Source organism: Pseudomonas sp. WS 5071 (genome assembly GCF_012985765.1).
Taxonomy (GTDB): Bacteria; Pseudomonadota; Gammaproteobacteria; order Pseudomonadales; family Pseudomonadaceae; genus Aquipseudomonas; species Aquipseudomonas lundensis_A.
This window is the reverse complement of the sequence record NZ_JAAQWY010000008.1, coordinates 61,559-78,913: the sequence shown is the minus strand read 5'-3', so window position 1 is coordinate 78,913 and position 17,355 is coordinate 61,559. Positions and strand designations below refer to the sequence as shown.

Below are 17,355 nucleotides of genomic sequence, written 5' to 3'. Positions count from 1 at the left end.
TCCTGTAGAGGGCCGACAGGGTTTCGCGGTGACAGCGAAACGCCAACAGGCTCCAGGCTTGAAAAAAATCGGTCTGCTTGAAGTACGAGGAGCCGGGGTTGCGCTTTACACGTGGCCGCTGGCTATTTGCCGGGCCTGAAGGTTGCGCCAGCGCGCCAGATGCTCTTCGGCATAGCGGCGCAGGCAACGCAGCAAGGGTTGTTCCTGCTCCACCAGAAAGAAGTGATGCCCCTCAAACATGTCGAGGGAAAACAGGCAGTTGGTGTCAACCTGCCAGTCGAGCAGTTGATCGGCGCGAACGCTGTCCTGCTTGCCGCCAAAGACGTGAATCGGCAACGCGAGTGGCGTTCGCTGGCCATAGGTGAAACTGCCGCACAGCAGAAAATCGGCGCGCAGGATGGGCAGCATCAATTGCATCAGCTCGGTATTGGCCAGTACGGCGGTGTCGGTGCCCTTCAACTCACGCAAGCGCGCGAGCAGTTGTTCATCGGACTTGGCCACCGCGTATTCGCTGACATCGCGCCGGGCCGGGCCCGCAGTGGCCGACGCGAACAGGGCCAGCGGCTCTGGCAGGCCGCGGTCACGCAAGGCATGCACCAGTTCGAAGGCCAGCAACCCGCCGAGGCTGTGGCCAAAAATGGCAAACGGCCGGTCCAGCTCGGCGCTGATTTCGTCGGCCAACTGATGGGCCAGACGCTGGATATCACGTTGCAGCGGTTCATCCATGCGCATGCCACGCCCCGGCAATTCCAGCGGGCGCACATGCAGCCATTCAGGTAATGAACGTCGCCAGCGGCTGTAGGCCATGGCACTGGCGCCCGAGTGCGGCAGGCAAAAAAGGCGCATTTTGATCACTTCACTCATCGCCCGGCGCCATTGCATAACGCCTGAAAGCTGCGCAGAAGGTACGCGCAAGCGCCCTCTGCATGCGCTACGTGCTTACGGTCTATTGCCATCTTGCCCTCCTGTCCGAGCCATTACGTGGCCAGCTCTCAACCCGGCCCATGTGCATAGAGAACGGTTGGCCAACGCAAAGAATTAGTCGCACAGGGGGCGGCATAGTTGAGCGGATGCTGCGTGATGTGAGGCGTATCTCAAAGTTGAGCGCGCGGCTTCATTAATTCTCTTTCTCAATTGACAATCATTATCATTCAACCTAATTTGTTGCCAGCTGTGTAGGACGCGGCTTGTTCAAGCGCCCGCACTTTTTCAATTGCAACAGGTGATTTCCATGACGGAACAAGTGTCCACAAGCAGGTGCGATTCACCCTTACTTCAAGCCTTTGTTGATAACCGACTCATCCTGGTCAAGATCGCAGCGCGCATCACCGGGTGTCGGTCCAGGGCTGAAGATGTGGTGCAAGACGCCTTCTTCCGTTTGCAATCTGCGCCGCACATCACCTCATCGTTCAAGGCGCAATTGAGTTACCTGTTTCAGATCGTGCGTAACCTGGCGATCGATCATTACCGCAAGCAGGCGCTGGAACAGAAATACGCCGGCACGGAAGAGGAAGGCTTGAATGTGGTCATCCAGGGGGCATCGCCCGAAACGTCGCACATCAACTTTTCAACCCTGGAAAACATTGCCCACGCCCTGACCGAACTGCCAAGCCGTACGCGCTATGCCTTCGAGATGTACCGTTTGCACGGGGTGCAACAAAAGGACATTGCCAAGGAGCTGGGGGTATCACCCACGCTGGTGAACTTCATGATCCGCGACGCCCTGATCCACTGCCGCAAGGTTTCGGGCACCCAGCGCGATACCTTTGCGCGCCGCTGAGCATCATTGCCTCTTGCAGGTGCGCACCCGCCCCTGCAAGTCCCGGTCAGCCTCTAGACCAGTTCGCAATCTTCGAAGAAACGCTCGCGGCTTTGCATCATCAGCGCCGCACGCTTGTGCGGGAAGTTGAATGTTTTCTCGCAGTGAAACCCCTGAGACTGCATGTAGCCGATCATTTTTGCGTTGTCGGCACGCGGCTCGGCCACCACGCGCTGAGTGCGCGGATCGTCCAGAAACAAGTAGTGGGTCAGCGCCGACAGCCAACAGGCGACTTTGTGCGGCCCGCGATGCGCGTGCTCCCCCACCAGCATGTGAATACCCCGGTCATAATCGTCCACGTCATAAAACGGCGCGATACGGTCCTCTTTCGCCCAGTACGCTTCGAAATACGCAAACGGCTCGTCATCCATGCAGCCAATCAGGGTCAGGGTGTGCGGGTCAGCGGCCAAGGTGTCGAGAAACTGGCGATGGCGCTCCAGGGTGCCCCCTTCCTCCCAGAACGCCATAACCCGGGGCGTGTTCTGCCAGCGGTTGAAGCGTTCAAGGTCGGCCTCGATATCCAGCGTACGCAGGGAAATCCAGCTGCCCAACCGTGCATCAAACCGGCGGTACACCTCGCCCACCGGTTTGGGTGCACGCAGCGGATGACGTTTGCCTTCGCTGATGACCATATGCTGCGGATACGCCGCCACGGCCGTTTCGCCGGTCCAGGGGTGCGGCAGTTGCCAGAACAGGCTGCGCAGGCAGTGGTAGTGACCGGCACGATCGGTGGCGCGCAACAACCCGCTGCGCAGTGCCGCCGACGGAGGCTGATCCAGCTGCCAGGTCAATTGCTGACAGGCAGGGTCACTGGCAAACAACCAGTAACAGGCCGCCCATACGCCTTGCGCCGAGGCGCCGGGCTGATCGTCTTGCAGGTGCAGTTCAAGGGTGTCGCCACGCTCCAGGCGCAGATCGATCAGCGGGTGCTGCCCCAGAGATAGGCTCAGGCGGGTGTCAGTCAGGTCGGCGCTCAGATCGCGCCAGCGAGGTTGAAACAGAAACTCAAAAGTCATGGCTTGGGCTCACGGTTAGCGTCAACAGTCAGGCTGTTTGACGTTAGCCGGCCCGCAGAATTTAGGGCAAGACCTCGGCCAGTGGCCGACGCATGGGCACCAGCGCTACCTGATAAGGCTCAAAGATCGCCTTGATCCGGCCGTTATCACGCAGTTGCTGCAACATCGCGGCCAACTGCGGGGCGGTGATCGGCGCTTGGGGCCGCAGCAAGGCGTAGTGGTGGTAGATCTGGTCAATGCGCTCGGACACCAGCACCTGTGCTTTGATCTTCGGGTTACGGGCTAGCAACTCGGTGAGGTTGGAGCGGGTAATTAACGCCACATCGACCCGGCCACGCAGCACCATCAGCAGGTTACTTTCGTGGGAATACGTGAGCGTGGCATTGAAATGCTGCGCCAGGTATCTGGGCGATGGGTCGAACCCGGCAAACGCATAGTGGTAGCCGCTAAACAGCGCAAGTCGCTTATCGGTCAAATCGTCGAAGTAATTTTGCTGCCGGTCCGGCTGTTGCCTGGCGACAAACACTTCGGCATCTTCAAGGCCCATGTCGACCGCGCTGTAGGCGATGTCCTGCCAGCCCCAGGCCGGGTTTTCAAACATCACCACATCGACCCGCCCCTGATCGAAGTCGCGGAAACGACGGGGAATTGAACTGGGCACCGGCACAAAACGGTAGTCGTTTTGCAGCTGGTTGAGGGCATCGAGCAATTGCGGCAACAAGCCTGTGTCGACGCCACTTTCGGGACGCACGGTGTACGGCGGGAAGTGAGCAGCGCCGACCCTGACTTCCTGAATTGCCCACACGGGCGTCAAGACCGTCATGCCAAAGACAAGCACTATGCTGTGAGCCATCCGAACTGGCAGACACTTCAAACCGTATACCTCTGGTTACGCTTTTGGCTGGAACTTATTGTTCTGCACACGACCTGAGATCGGGCGCGATGGCAATACAAACCCGCGTAGCCTATCAAGGAAGCCCTTGGCTGGCCCACACAAAATAGAGCCTAGGCGGATCTCAACGCTTTGGCTACGCTCCAATGCTCGACACCGATGCTGTTTAAGGAAGCCGCACATGCCTCACTGGCTGGTAATTGATCTGGAAGCCACCACCGACGACGGCGGCTGGCCTCTGGAGGAAATGGAGGTAATTGAAATCGGTGCCAGTATCGTCACCCGTTCGGGACGTGAGGTTGACCATTTTCAACGTTTCATTCGCCCCGTGCGCCGCCCTTTACTGACCCCTTTTTGTCGCCAGCTGACGCGCATTACCCAGGCCAATATCGACACCGCCGCGCCGATGACGCAGGTTTGGGAACAGTTTGAGCGCTGGCTGGGCCAGCACCTGCCCCACCTTGAAGCCTGGGCCAGCTGGGGCGACTACGACCGCAAACAACTGCAGCAAGAATGGCAGCAAAAACAGTTGAACAGTGCGTTAGCCCGACTGCCGCACCACAACCTTAAACAGCAATTCGCGCACGCACGCCATTTGAAGCGGGCATTAGGGCTCAACAGCGCCCTGCAACTGGCGGGCATGCAGTTTCACGGACAGCAGCACCGGGCGCTGGAAGATGCGCGAAATACCGCACGTTTACTGCCGCTGATTCTTGCCGATTAGTGCCCTTAAAAGGGCGTGACGGGATAAATCGGCTTCTGCATACTGGCCAGCCTTTTTAAGCCCATTCCGAGGAATCGCCATGTTTAAAGTCAACGAATACTTCGACGGCACCGTCAAGTCGATTGCCTTCACGCAAGCCGAAGGCAAGGCCACTATCGGCGTCATGGCCCCGGGCGAATACGAATTCGGCACTGCCGAGCGTGAAATCATGCACGTGGTGTCGGGTGAGCTGAACGTCAAATTGCCGGGCAGCGAGGTCTTCGAAACGTTTAAGACCGGTAGCCAGTTCAACGTACCGGCCAATAGCAAGTTCCAGCTCAAGGTCGTGGTTGAAACCGCCTACCTGTGCGAATACCGCTAACGGGCGTCTGACGCCCACCTCACCAGCGATTGCGGGGCATCCAGCTCGCGCAGTCGCTGGCGCAGGCTGTGAACAATTGCAAAGCAATCTGCTCTCTCAGCCCCCCTTCAGTCACTCACCCCTGCACATTGAACTGCAACGCTGCCAACCGCGCATACAGCGGGTTAGTGGCAATCAGATGCGCGTGGGTGCCGATTGCTATCAACTTGCCCTGATCCATCACCGCAATGCGGTCGGCATTTTGGACGGTGGCCAGGCGATGGGCGATCACCAGCGTGGTTCGGCCTGACATCAGGCTGGGCAAGGCTTGCTGTATCAAGTGTTCGCTCTGGGCATCCAGCGCGCTGGTGGCCTCGTCCAGCAACAGGATCGGCGCATCCACCAACAGCGCACGGGCAATCGCCAACCGCTGACGCTGGCCGCCGGACAACCCCAGTCCGCCTTCCCCCAAATGGGTGCTGTAACCGTCGGGCATTTGCAAAATGAAGTCATGGGCATGGGCAATGCGTGCCGCCGCTTCAACCTGTTCCAGCGTGGCACCGGGATTGCCGTAGCGGATGTTGTCTTCCACCGAGCCAAAGAACAGCGCCGGGCTTTGCGATACCAACGCGAAGCAGCGGCGCACGTCCTGCGGGTCCAGTTGCGTGATGGGCAGCCCGTCCAGCAGGATCTGACCCTGCTGCGGGTCGTAAAAGCGCAACAGCAAATCGAACAACGTCGACTTGCCCGCCCCCGACGGCCCGACCAGCGCCAGTGTCTCGCCTGCATTGACGGTCAGTGTGAGGTCTTCAAGGGCAAAGCGTTCCGGGCGCGAGGGATAGGCAAACGACACGCCCTGCAGGTGCAAATTGCCCGCCACCCGATCGGGCAATGTCAGCAACCCGCTGACCGGCGCCGAGATCAGGCTTTTGGATTGCAACAACTCGGCAATTCGCTCTGCGGCCCCGGCCGCTCGCTGCAACTCACCGATGACCTCACTCAACGTGCCAAACGCGCTGCCCACTATCAGGCTGTAAAACACGAAGGCCGCCAGTTCGCCGCCGGTGATGCGCCCGGCAATCACGTCCATGCCGCCCACCCACAACATTACCCCGACTGCGCCCAGTACCAGCAGGATGACCAAGGTAATCAGCCAGGCACGCTGTACGATACGCTTGCGCGCGGTGGCGAAAGCCTGTTCGACCGTGTGTGCAAAGCGCTGCCGGTCCTGCTGTTGATGGTTGTAAGCCTGGACGGTTTTGATTTGCCCCAGCGCTTCGGACACATAGCTGCCGACATCGGCAATCCGGTCCTGGCTTTGACGCGACAGGCTGCGCACCCGGCGTCCGAAAATCAGAATCGGCGCCAGCACCAGTGGTAAAGCCACGACCACGATGCTGGTGAGCTTGGGGTTGGTGATGAACAACAACACGATGCCCCCGATCACCATCAGGCTGTTGCGCAAGAACAATGACAGCGAAGAGCCAATCACCGATTGCAGCAACGTGGTGTCCGCCGTGAGCCGCGACTGGATTTCCGAACTGCGGTTGTTTTCATAAAAACCGGGGTGCAGGTCAATCAGGTGGTTGAACACCTGACGCCGGATGTCGGCCACCACCCGTTCACCGATCCACGACACCAGATAAAAGCGCACAAACGTGCCCACGGACAGCGCCAGCACCAAGAGCAGGAACACGCCGATGGATTGATTGAGCAAGTGCGGGGACTGAGTCATAAAACCTTTGTCCACCAGCAGACGAATGCCCTGACCCATCGACAGCGTGATGCCGGCCGTCACAATCAATGCCAGCAAGGCGCCGACGGTGTGCCAGCGATAAGGCGCTACAAAATGAGTCGCCAGACGAAGCGCACGGCGATGACGAGAAGAAAGCATTCAGAACACCCGAATAAACCAGTAATGCCCCATCTGGGCAGTCCACAGCCTACAACGAATAAACAGGCTTCGATGTAAACCTTTCTCACTCGTTTTGAATATGACCTGCTCACGCCGACCCTAGGTCGGATTGTTCTAAGGTGAGACTGGAAGTTTCAGGATATTTCTGTTTGAGTAAATGGCCGCCAAGGGTTGTCACAGCTTGGTCACTAAATGGAACTACATTAGCGCTACACCCTGATGAGGAGACAGGCCATGGATTTGCAACACAATGCTCAATCAGTACCGGTGATTCGTACTCAGCCCAACCAGTCACTGGGGTGCGCAATCATTGATGCGCAGGGCAAAGAAGTCGACATCACCGAAGCAATGATTCAACAGGCGTGCGAAGAGCTGGATAAACGCCTGGTCACTCCCAAGCACAAAAACTGATAGTCCCCGACTTTTGAAAACCGGCCCTTGTGGCCGGTTTTTTATGGCCGTTTAAACCACCGCACAGCCCAGGGCGGCGGCCATTTTAGTCAATGCGGGATTATGCCCTTCGATGTGCACGGTGAGCCCTTCGATTTCACGGCGCACCGGGTAAAGCTTGCGCAAGGCATCAAACGCCAGCTTTTGCTGGTCACCCGAGCCCGTCAGAGTACGTCGAAAATCGGCGTCGTCCCGGCGCGGATCGTAGACGCCACGGCACAGCATGGCCAACGCCCACGCCTGATCACTGTTGGTACTCAGTTCAACCCTGGCCAACCATGGCGCGGGCAACAAATCGGCCAACTTCACCTGTGGCGCCTGGCCGAGGAAATCGCACAGTGCCTCATAGATTTGCGCCGTGCCGCGCTGTTTGCCATCCAGGCTGTATCCGGCGATGTGCGGCGTGGCCAGTACGCACAAGTCCGCCAATTCAACGTCGACCTGCGGCTCACCTTCCCACACGTCCAATACAGCCTGCAGGTCTTCACGGGCATTCAGCACCTTGCGCAGCGCGGCATTGTCCACCACCGGGCCACGGCTGGCGTTGATCAGCCAGGTGCCGGGCTTGAGCCGGTTCAACCGGGCCTCATCCAATAAATGCCAGGTCGCGAATTCGCCGTTTTTGCTTAACGGCGTGTGCAGGCTGATGACGTCACACTGTTCGATGATCTGCTCCAGGCTGACGTAACCTGCGCCTTCAGCCGCCTGACGCAGGGGGTCACACACCCGCACGCTCCAGCCCAGATCACGCAACACGCGAACCAGACGACCGCCCACCTCACCCGCACCGATCACACCATACGTGCGCTGAGCAAGGTCGGCTCCTTCGATGTCTGCGAGTGTCAATAGGCTGCCGAGGACGTAGTCCACCACGCCGCGGGCGTTGCAACCGGGGGCGCTGGACCACTGAATGCCAGCCTGCTCGAAGTAGTCCAGGGCCAAGTGATCGGTGCCGATGGTGCAGGTACCGACAAATCGAACGGCGCTGCCTTCCAGCAGCTCACGGTCGACCCGGGTGACGGAGCGGACCAGCAGCACATCGGCGTCATGCACGTCGGCGCGGGTAATCTGGCGCCCGGGCAAGCGGCGTATTTCACCGAATGAGGCAAAAAACGCTTCGATCAGCGGAATATTTTCATCAGCAACAATCAACATGGCAGGCTCCTTTGGCGGAGCAGCAGTGTAGGCGTTGTTGTACACAATGGGCCAGCAAGGCGTGACGTCCGATGCTCAGTGAATAACCCAGGGTTCTTTACACTCAGACGTCTTTAAAACCCGGCAGACCATTGGCTGCACGCCACAATTTGACGGTTTGCGTAATGCCTTCGGCAGAGTTATCAGCACCTTCTTCGGGGTAGTAAATCAGATCAGTTCCGGCGGGATGATCAGCAATCTCGCAAAACTGGTCTAGAAGGTCTGCCATTACTTCATCCGAGGCGCCGCTACTATTAGCTACAAGTATGTCCTGTATGAAACTGGCGAATTGAGCTTCCGTATAATCAGAAATTATTTTTTTCATTGATGCATCTACCTGTGAATTTCAATGTGATTTTTTGGAGTATTGACGCGCAAATTGTCCACGTCGTATACATTGCCGCCTTCAGATACCCATTCAACATGATGTAACTCAAACACTTTTCTCTTACCAATGGCATCTGCATAGCGGGCGGTTGGAGCAAACCCATCTCGCATACGATCTATATTTCTTGGAATAAATTGACTGCCTAGCTCTGAATCCTCAGCTACAGCCTGCCAAAACGCTTTACGGAAAGCGTCGAAACTAGAAAATTTTACACCCCGGAGCTGGTCCGCAATACGAGTTGGAATTGGCGAACCCAGCCCAACCCCGGCACCCGCCAGCCAGATGCCTTTAACATCCTGCCCCCGCCCTGTCACAGTGCCTGGATCGAGGCGCACGCTGATCACGATGTATAGCGGTTTTAAGCCCGAATCGACGGGGAACACAAGGATAAAATCTTTGTAATCCGGCGGATGAATCGGGTTAACGATCATCGTGTCAGCGTGTTCGGTCGGTGGGTAGATCCAGATCTGCGGGGCCTGCGGAGCGGCTTCCAGTGCTGGAATGCCCAGCGCGTCGGAAGGATTGGCGGCAGGCGTCCAGATTAATGTAACGCCGTCGCCAAAGTCGGCTACCTGCTGTTCGCCTTGGGCAACGAACTGCGCGACCGGAATCATCTCCCAGTCACGACGCTTCTGAGTGTTGTACCCGTACCCCTTCAAGGTTCCATCGGCCTGCTGCTCGACATGCAATCGAACCCGTGTGCGCCCTTCTTTGAGCGACTTCAGCTGTTCGTCGGTGTACAGACTGCTATCCCCAAGGCTTGACGGCCAGAGCATTGCAACCACACCGGCCAAAGTACCTGCAGCAACACCTGCCGTAACAACGCCTGTTCCTGTCGCCGTGCCAGCTCCCGCGGTGCAAAGACCTCCACATGAAGCACCGGCAGAGGCCATGGCCGTTGCGCCGAGCAAGAGGCTGCCGAGTTCAGAGGGTAAGGCACTGCCGCTGATTTTTTTTAGTTTGATGTTGCCGTTGGCGTCCGTTTCGCGACCGCCGAGCAACGCGAATTCGCCATACTCTTTAACCGTATCGGTGGGAATCGCGCCGCAATGGCTAACGTAATTAAACATGCCATCAGGCAGTTTGCAGGGCTTTGTAAAAGTACAGCCGACGACTGACCGCTCTTGCTGTTTGGAATGCTTGAACAAGCGGTCTTCATAAGCGTGCTGCCTTGCCAACATGGCCTGATAAGGCTTTTGCCTTTCCTCACGTTCGGCAATTTCAGCATCTGTCATGTCACGCAAATAACGACCGCCGATACCACTGCCACCGCCTCCGCCATAACGTTCCCAAACCTGAGGTATGCCTTTATTTCTGGCCATATAACTTTATTTTTTTCGATCCAAAAGTATAACGGTTGAGAACACGCATTTAAGTGCTACCGAAGGGGATTGAGATGAGCACCTTATTAGAAAGAGGCGTGAGAGATTGAAGGAATTTTCTGAACTTTCTAATAATATTTAAGCTATATAAAGGTATTAAGGTACGAAAAATTTATAGTGCACCGCCACTATCAGGTTGCACTACCAGCAGTGGGTAGTACTCAGCGGCAATCGAGCGAGGGCGTCCGTTTTAGCCATGACTTCAGGGCTGTCCAGGCAGAAGGAACAGTCAGTCTAATTAATTGTGTCTTCCCCGCTCTTACAAACTCCCTACAACTGCACAGTTGCCCGAGGGTGAAGGGGGCGTACAATCTCCGCCTTTGCGCGTTAAACACTCTGGATGCACGCTTGTGAACTCTGTTTCTCCTGATCGATCTGCAACCCCTGTCAGCCGCCCCGCACGTGTGCGCACTGAAGTGCGCGCCCTGCTTGCGCTGGCGTTTCCCATCATCATTTCGCAAGTGGCCACCACGGCAATGGGGTTTGTCGATGCGGTCATGGCTGGCCGTGTCGGGCCACGGGATCTGGCGGCGGTGGCGCTGGGCAACTCGGTGTGGGTGCCGGTGTTTTTGCTGATGTCGGGAATTCTGCTGGCCACCACCCCGAAAGTCGCCCTGCGTTTTGGCGCCAACACCCACAGCGAAATCGGCCCTATCGTGCGTCAGGCACTGTGGCTGGCCTTGATCACCGGACTGTGCGCTGCGTTGATCCTGATCGCTGCCGAACCGCTGTTGCACTGGATGAACGTCGCACCCGACCTGATCGAACCGTGCATGGGCTACTTGTACGGAATTGCCAGCGGCATGCCCGCCGTGGCGATTTACTGCGTATTGCGCGGGTTCAGTGACGGCCTGGGTAAAACCCGGCCGAGCATGGTGCTGGGCCTGTTGGGGCTGGCGCTGAACATCCCGATCAACTACGTGTTCATTTATGGTCACTTTGGCGTTCCGGCCATGGGCGGCGTCGGTTGCGGCTGGGCCACGGCCATCGTGATGTGGTTCATGGCACTCGGCATGCTGATCTGGACCTTTCGCGGTGCGATCTATCAATCGAGCCAGGTCTACAGCCAGTTTGAATGGCCCAGGTGGTCGATCCTCAAGCGCTTGCTCAGCGTCGGCCTGCCCATTGGCATCGCGGTGTTTGCCGAGTCGAGCATCTTCGCGGTCATCGCCCTGTTGATCGGCAGTCTGGGCGCCACCGTGGTCTCGGGCCATCAGATTGCCCTTAACTTCAGTTCGCTGGTGTTCATGATCCCGTACTCGCTGGGCATGGCCATCACCGTGCGCGTGGGTCAGGCACTGGGCCGCCAGCAACCGCGCGAAGCCCGGTTTGTCGCAGGCGTGGGCATGGGTACGGCGCTGATCTGGGCGTGCATGTCAGCCAGCTTGATTCTGTTGCTGCGCGGGCCGATTGCCAGTATCTACACCGCTGACCCTATGGTGCTGGAAGTCGCCACCCTGTTGCTGGTGTTCGCGGCGCTGTTTCAATTTTCGGACGTGATCCAGGTGACAGCGGCGGGCGCGCTGCGCGGCTATCAGGACACGCGAGTAACGATGATCATGACCTTGTTTGCGTATTGGGGAGTGGGCTTGCCGGTGGGCTATGCGTTAGGCCTGACCGACTGGTTCGGTGAGCCGAGCGGCCCGAGTGGGCTGTGGCAGGGCTTGATTGTGGGCCTGACGTGCGCCGCGATGATGCTCAGCGCACGCTTGGTAAGCAGCGCGAAAAAACGCATTCGCGCCGTCGGCCAATAAAGGGCTGGCGCTGCCAGGCAGCGATTGGCTGAACGGGTTGCGGTACAGCCCTTCGCCTGCACGGGCAGCGACTATTGGCAGCGATCCGTTTCAGCCCTGTTTTTTACGGATCCAGTACAGGTAGGTCCCCGCCTCTTCTACCTGTCCGACCAGTTCATGGTCGAGAAACACACAAAACTTGGGAATGTCCCGGCGCGTAGACGGGTCGGTGGCGATGACCTTCAACAGGCCGCCTGGCACCAGGTCCCGAATGTGTTGGTGCAACATCATCACCGGCTCGGGGCAGTTGAGCCCGGTGGCGTCCAGCGTGCCGTCAACCGGCAGGTCTGCAAAACTCATCAGTGACTCCTGAATCAGCGAGATTTGGGTTTTTTGACGTCTATTCGACGCAAATGACAAGTGACTTCTTCACGGTCGTGGTACAGCTGTTTGCAGCCGATCTCAACCGTAATGCCGCGTGCCTTGAAGCCATCCGCGATACGGTCCAGCAAACGCCGGACTTCGGCATACCGCTGTTTCATCGGCAATTTGAGGTTAACCACCGCTTCACGGCAGTGGCCTTCGCCGATCCACTCCTCCAGCATTGCCGCATTGCGCGCGGGTTTTTCAACGATATCGCAGACCATCCAGTCCACCGGCTCGCGGGGCTTGAAGGTAAAACCATCGGCCATCAAGTGCTGCACCAGCCCGGTGTCCATCAGGCTCTCGGCCATCGGGCCATTGTCGATGGCGGTCACCAGCATGCCGCGATTGACCAATTGCCAGGTCCAACCGCCGGGCGCCGCACCGAGGTCAACCCCGGTCATGTCGCTGTGCAGGCGCTCGTCCCACTGGTCGCGGGGGATGAAATGGTGCCAGGCCTCCTCCAGCTTCAAGGTCGAGCGGCTCGGCGCTTCACGGGGGAACTTCAGGCGCGGGATGCCCATGGGCCACATCGCGCTGTTGTCGGACTCTGCAAGCCCGAGAAACAACTCGCGGCCACTTTTGACTGTCAGCAACAGGCGCGGCTTGCTGTCATCGTCTTCCACCAATTTGCCGGCTTTAATCAGTGCCTTGCGCAAATGCGCATCAAACTTTTTACAGAAATTCGACAGCTCTTTACCGTCATTGGTGTCGACCATTTCCAGCCACAGGCTGCCGCACACGGGGAAACCGTCCATGCGGCCCAGGATCACGCTGATACGGTCGGTCTCAGGCAGCTCGACGAACGCTCCCCGCGCCCACTGCCGGGGAAAAATCAGCTCGGCGAAACGCAAACCGCGCATCAGGCGTTCGGCGCCACCCTCTTCGGTGCAGACGAATTCAGCGCAGGCACTGGCCGGTTTGGCTTTCGCGTAGCCGGACACATTAAGGCGCGCGGCATGCTCGGCAATTTCCGAACAAACTTCACCCTCAAAACCGGGGCGGCAGTGCATAAAAACGGTGTTCATTGAATCACTCCTGGGCAGCTGACAAGGATTGGTCTGCTGCACAACCCTGCTTTGGAGCAAGGACTGTCACAAAAAGGCCGGCATGATAACTGAGATTGGAACCTTGAACCCGCATGGGCAGTCCAGTTATTAGCCAGTTTGATGAATCAGGGCTAGTGTCTGTTCACGTTTCATAGCAGCCGCGACGAAAACCCACGTGGTGCAGGGCAAGGCGCGACAAGCGTGGTTGGGTTGTTCCCAATACGCTTCGCGCAACGCCACCCTGCGCCACGCGGGCTTTCGTCCCTTCGGGTCGTGGCTTGCATGAAACGGGACCAGCCCCTAGGTTAGAAGCTCAGTTTGTTCCACACGATCCGTCACCGTGCGGATCTAAAGGAGTCATTTCATGTCCTCCCTCGATAGCCTGAAGACCCTCTCCACCCTAAAAGTCGACGATAAGACTTATCACTATTTCAGCCTGCCACTGGCCGCTAACTCGCTCGGCGATTTGAGCACATTGCCCATGTCGCTCAAGGTGCTGTTGGAAAACCTGCTGCGTTGGCAAGACGATAAAACCGTCACCGAGTCGGACCTCAAGGCCCTCGCCGGTTGGTTGAAAGAACGACGTTCGGACCGGGAAATCCAGTACCGTCCTGCGCGGGTGCTGATGCAGGACTTTACCGGCGTACCTGCAGTGGTTGATTTGGCGGCCATGCGGGCCGCCATGGCCAAGGCCGGTGGCGACCCCCAGCGCATCAACCCGCTGTCGCCAGTGGATTTGGTGATCGACCACTCCGTGATGGTGGACAAGTTCGCCAGCCCGGACGCTTTTGAACAAAACGTTGATATCGAGATGGAACGCAACGGCGAACGTTATGCGTTTCTGCGCTGGGGCCAAAGTGCCTTCGACAACTTCAGCGTCGTTCCGCCGGGCACCGGCATTTGCCATCAGGTCAACCTTGAGTACTTGGGCCGCACGGTCTGGACCAAGGATGAGGACGGCCGCACCTACGCCTTCCCCGACACCCTGGTGGGAACCGATTCCCACACCACCATGATCAACGGCCTCGGTGTTCTGGGCTGGGGCGTGGGGGGTATCGAGGCCGAAGCCGCGATGCTCGGCCAGCCAGTGTCGATGCTGATTCCGGAAGTCGTAGGGTTCAAACTCAGCGGCAAGCTCAAGGAAGGCATCACCGCCACTGACCTGGTGCTGACCGTCACGCAAATGCTGCGCAGCAAAGGTGTGGTCGGCAAATTCGTCGAATTTTATGGCGACGGTCTGGCAGATTTGCCTTTGGCCGACCGCGCCACCTTGGCCAACATGGCCCCCGAATATGGCGCCACCTGCGGCTTTTTCCCGGTGGATCACATCACGCTGGAGTACCTGCGCCTGTCGGGTCGTCCCGAAGCCACCGTGAAGCTGGTCGAAGCCTATTGCAAAGCGCAGGGGCTGTGGCGCGAACCGGGCCAGGAGCCGGTGTTCACGGACACGCTGGCCCTCGACATGGGCAGCGTGGAAGCCAGTCTGGCCGGGCCGAAGCGCCCGCAAGACCGCGTGTCGCTGCCCAACGTCGGTCAGGCGTTCAATGACTTCATGAGCCTGCAATTCAAACCCACCAGTAAAGAAGAAGGCCGTCTTGAAAGTGAGGGCGGTGGAGGCGTGGCCGTGGGCAATGCCGATTTGGTGGGCGAAGCCGAATACAGTTGGGAAGGCAAAACCTATCGCCTGAAAAATGGCGCCGTGGTGATTGCTGCGATTACGTCGTGCACCAACACGTCCAACCCGAGCGTGATGATGGCTGCCGGTCTGGTGGCTAAAAAAGCCGTGGAAAAAGGCCTCATGACCCAGCCTTGGGTCAAAACCTCCCTTGCCCCAGGGTCCAAGGTGGTCACCGATTATTACCAGGCAGCCGGCCTGACGCCGTACCTGGATCAACTGGGCTTCTCGCTGGTGGGGTATGGTTGCACCACGTGTATCGGTAACTCCGGGCCGCTGCCGGACCCCATCGAAAAAGCCATCACCCAGAGCGACCTGACCGTGGCCTCCGTGCTGTCGGGCAACCGTAACTTTGAAGGCCGTGTTCACCCGCTGGTGAAAACCAACTGGCTGGCGTCGCCGCCCTTGGTCGTGGCCTATGCGTTGGCTGGCAGTGTGCGCACCGACATCAGCAGCGAACCGCTGAGGATTGGCAAGGATGGCCAGCCGGTCTACCTGCGTGACATCTGGCCAAGCCAAAAAGAGATCGCTGACGCTGTGGCGCAAGTCACCACCGCCATGTTCCACAAGGAATACGCCGAAGTGTTTGCCGGGGACGAACAATGGCAGGCCATTGAAGTGCCTCAAGCGGCCACCTACGTGTGGCAACAGGATTCGACCTACATCCAACACCCACCGTTCTTCGATGACATCAGCGGACCATTGCCGGTGATCACCGACGTCAAAGCGGCACGGGTGCTGGCGCTGCTGGGGGATTCGGTCACCACGGACCACATCTCCCCGGCCGGCAATATCAAGGCGGACAGCCCGGCCGGGCGCTACCTGCGCGAAAAAGGCGTCGAACCGCGGGACTTCAACTCATACGGGTCGCGCCGCGGCAACCATGAAGTGATGATGCGCGGGACCTTTGCCAACATCCGCATTCGTAACGAAATGCTCGGCGGCGAAGAAGGCGGCAATACGATTTACATACCTACCGGCGAGAAACTGTCGATCTACGACGCCGCCATGCGCTATCAGGCGTCAGGCACGCCGCTGGTGGTGATTGCCGGTCAAGAATACGGCACCGGCTCCAGCCGTGACTGGGCTGCCAAAGGCACCAACCTGCTGGGGGTCAAGGCGGTGATTGCCGAGAGCTTTGAGCGTATTCACCGCTCCAATCTGGTGGGCATGGGCGTGCTGCCATTGCAGTTCAAGCTGGACCAGAACCGCAAGCGCCTGAACCTGACTGGCAAGGAAACGCTCGACATCCTGGGTCTGACCGGGGCCGAGTTACAGCCGCGCATGAACCTGACGCTGGTCATCACCCGTGAAGACGGCCGCAAGGAACAGGTCGAAGTGCTGTGCCGCATCGACACCCTGAACGAGGTCGAGTACTTCAAGGCCGGAGGCATTCTGCATTACGTGTTGCGTCAGCTGATTGCCTCCTGAAATTCGGAAATAACTGACGATATTTATTGGTAATTCCTTGAAAGCTTGATCGTTATACTTACGCCCCGACGCATTTCGGGGCGTTTTTTTATCGATCACTTAAGGATTTTCATGCGTTCACTGCCCTGGCCATACTTGGCCCTCTTAACCTTGGGCTATGGCCTGGCCCTGAGCTACGGCCAATTAAGCCTGCAAGCCCTCACCGCGTTGTCATTGCTCATCATCAGCGGGCTCGCGGTGTTACAAACCCGTACCCCGTACCTGCGCTATGCCGGGCACGGCCTGTTTGTACTGTTGGCGCTGGCGCTGGCCCTGCACTGGCTGCCGGGTTTCCATAACGGCCGTGCCATCGCCCCCGAACGGCTGTCCGCCGACGCGGTGCCGTTTTCGATGTACCTGAACCTGGACAAACCCCTGATCGGGTTCTGGCTGTTGCTGGTGTGCCCGTGGATCGCCACGCGCTTCAACTGGCGTGCCTCGCTGGGCGCGACCTTGATGGGGCTGGCGCTGGCAGCGATCGGTGCCTTGGGCGGTGCAATGCTGTTGGGCATGATCGCCTGGGCACCGAAATGGCCAGCGCAAGGCGGGCTGTGGTTATTGAATAACCTGCTGCTGGTGACCCTGGTCGAAGAGGCGCTGTTTCGCGGCTACGTACAAGGCGGGTTGAGCCGCTGGTTCAAACACGTGCCGTATGGTCAGACCCTCGCGCTGTTGGTCGCTTCGCTGCTGTTTGGCCTGGCGCATTTTGCCGCAGGCTGGCAATGGGTGTTGTTGGCGGGAATCGCAGGGGTCGGCTATGGTCTGGCCTACCGTTTTGGCGGCCTGAGCGCGGCAATCGCTACCCACTTGGGACTCAACGTGCTGCACTTCGTTTTTTTTACCTACCCGATGCTAATGCCCTGAGCGTCGAAACACAGCCTGCGC

At 58.4% G+C, this 17,355-nt stretch carries 16 protein-coding genes; 7 read left to right on the top strand and 9 right to left on the bottom strand.

What is annotated here, in order from left to right; genetic code table 11:
• Positions 1–105 precede the first annotated feature (105 nt).
• The gene (locus tag HBN61_RS07075; RefSeq protein WP_170046419.1) at positions 106–864 is read right to left on the bottom strand and encodes a thioesterase II family protein; all 759 of its coding nucleotides are present in this window, start codon (positions 862–864) and stop codon (positions 106–108) included.
• A 367-nt stretch (positions 865–1,231) separates the two neighbouring features.
• On the opposite strand from HBN61_RS07075, the gene HBN61_RS07070 reads away from it, so the two are divergent.
• Positions 1,232–1,780, top strand: a complete 549-nt coding sequence (locus HBN61_RS07070) for an RNA polymerase factor sigma-70 (RefSeq protein WP_094994202.1) — start codon at positions 1,232–1,234, stop codon at positions 1,778–1,780.
• A 53-nt stretch (positions 1,781–1,833) separates the two neighbouring features.
• On the opposite strand, the gene HBN61_RS07065 is transcribed toward HBN61_RS07070, so the two are convergent.
• Both HBN61_RS07065 and HBN61_RS07060 read right to left on the bottom strand, forming a co-directional pair.
• Positions 1,834–2,835 carry a GNAT family N-acetyltransferase gene (locus HBN61_RS07065; protein WP_170046418.1) on the bottom strand — a complete coding sequence of 334 codons (1,002 nt, stop codon included), beginning with the start codon at positions 2,833–2,835 and terminating at the stop codon, positions 1,834–1,836.
• 61 nt (positions 2,836–2,896) lie between these two features.
• Positions 2,897–3,658 carry a substrate-binding periplasmic protein gene (locus tag HBN61_RS07060; RefSeq protein ID WP_249275372.1) on the bottom strand — a complete coding sequence of 254 codons (762 nt, stop codon included), beginning with the start codon at positions 3,656–3,658 and terminating at the stop codon, positions 2,897–2,899.
• A 250-nt stretch (positions 3,659–3,908) separates the two neighbouring features.
• Between HBN61_RS07060 and HBN61_RS07055 the strand changes: the two genes are divergently transcribed.
• A complete protein-coding gene (locus tag HBN61_RS07055) occupies positions 3,909–4,451 on the top strand; it encodes a 3'-5' exonuclease (protein ID WP_094994194.1) in 543 nt (180 codons plus the stop codon).
• Positions 4,452–4,530: 79 nt separating this feature from the next.
• Positions 4,531–4,812 (top strand): pyrimidine/purine nucleoside phosphorylase, encoded by a 282-nt coding sequence (ppnP, locus tag HBN61_RS07050; RefSeq protein ID WP_047292885.1) that lies wholly within the window; start codon positions 4,531–4,533, stop codon positions 4,810–4,812.
• A gap of 115 nt (positions 4,813–4,927) precedes the next feature.
• Here ppnP and HBN61_RS07045 read toward each other — a convergent pair whose 3' ends face one another.
• Positions 4,928–6,685 carry an ABC transporter transmembrane domain-containing protein gene (locus tag HBN61_RS07045; RefSeq protein ID WP_170046417.1) on the bottom strand — a complete coding sequence of 586 codons (1,758 nt, stop codon included), beginning with the start codon at positions 6,683–6,685 and terminating at the stop codon, positions 4,928–4,930.
• 255 nt (positions 6,686–6,940) lie between these two features.
• Here HBN61_RS07045 and HBN61_RS07040 point away from each other — a divergent pair, with 255 nt between their 5' ends.
• On the top strand, positions 6,941–7,117 hold the full coding sequence (locus HBN61_RS07040; RefSeq protein WP_170046416.1) for a PA1571 family protein: 177 nt from the start codon (positions 6,941–6,943) through the stop codon (positions 7,115–7,117).
• Between the two features lie 51 nt (positions 7,118–7,168).
• Here the strand turns inward: HBN61_RS07040 and pdxB are convergent, their stop codons facing one another.
• From pdxB to HBN61_RS07025, 3 genes are all read right to left on the bottom strand, one after another.
• Entirely contained in the window at positions 7,169–8,311 is a 1,143-nt protein-coding gene (gene pdxB / locus HBN61_RS07035; RefSeq protein ID WP_170046415.1) for a 4-phosphoerythronate dehydrogenase PdxB, read from the bottom strand.
• Between the two features lie 103 nt (positions 8,312–8,414).
• Positions 8,415–8,675 carry a bacteriocin immunity protein gene (locus HBN61_RS07030; protein ID WP_169964305.1) on the bottom strand — a complete coding sequence of 87 codons (261 nt, stop codon included), beginning with the start codon at positions 8,673–8,675 and terminating at the stop codon, positions 8,415–8,417.
• Between the two features lie 8 nt (positions 8,676–8,683).
• Positions 8,684–10,060: an S-type pyocin domain-containing protein gene (locus HBN61_RS07025; RefSeq protein WP_170046414.1), complete on the bottom strand. Its 1,377-nt coding sequence runs from the start codon at positions 10,058–10,060 to the stop codon at positions 8,684–8,686.
• Positions 10,061–10,470: 410 nt separating this feature from the next.
• Between HBN61_RS07025 and HBN61_RS07020 the strand changes: the two genes are divergently transcribed.
• A complete protein-coding gene (locus HBN61_RS07020) occupies positions 10,471–11,874 on the top strand; it encodes an MATE family efflux transporter (RefSeq protein ID WP_170046413.1) in 1,404 nt (467 codons plus the stop codon).
• Between the two features lie 90 nt (positions 11,875–11,964).
• Here HBN61_RS07020 and tusA read toward each other — a convergent pair whose 3' ends face one another.
• Together tusA and rlmM are read right to left on the bottom strand one after the other, a co-directional pair.
• Positions 11,965–12,213, bottom strand: a complete 249-nt coding sequence (gene tusA / locus HBN61_RS07015) for a sulfurtransferase TusA (RefSeq protein WP_094994531.1) — start codon at positions 12,211–12,213, stop codon at positions 11,965–11,967.
• Between the two features lie 14 nt (positions 12,214–12,227).
• On the bottom strand, positions 12,228–13,304 hold the full coding sequence (gene rlmM / locus HBN61_RS07010; RefSeq protein ID WP_094994532.1) for a 23S rRNA (cytidine(2498)-2'-O)-methyltransferase RlmM: 1,077 nt from the start codon (positions 13,302–13,304) through the stop codon (positions 12,228–12,230).
• Between the two features lie 385 nt (positions 13,305–13,689).
• Here rlmM and acnA point away from each other — a divergent pair, with 385 nt between their 5' ends.
• Positions 13,690–16,431, top strand: coding sequence for an aconitate hydratase AcnA (gene acnA / locus HBN61_RS07005; RefSeq protein ID WP_170046412.1), 2,742 nt, complete (start codon positions 13,690–13,692; stop codon positions 16,429–16,431).
• A 111-nt stretch (positions 16,432–16,542) separates the two neighbouring features.
• A complete protein-coding gene (locus HBN61_RS07000; protein WP_094994534.1) occupies positions 16,543–17,334 on the top strand; it encodes a CPBP family intramembrane glutamic endopeptidase in 792 nt (263 codons plus the stop codon).
• The last annotated feature ends 21 nt before the right edge of the window (positions 17,335–17,355 follow it).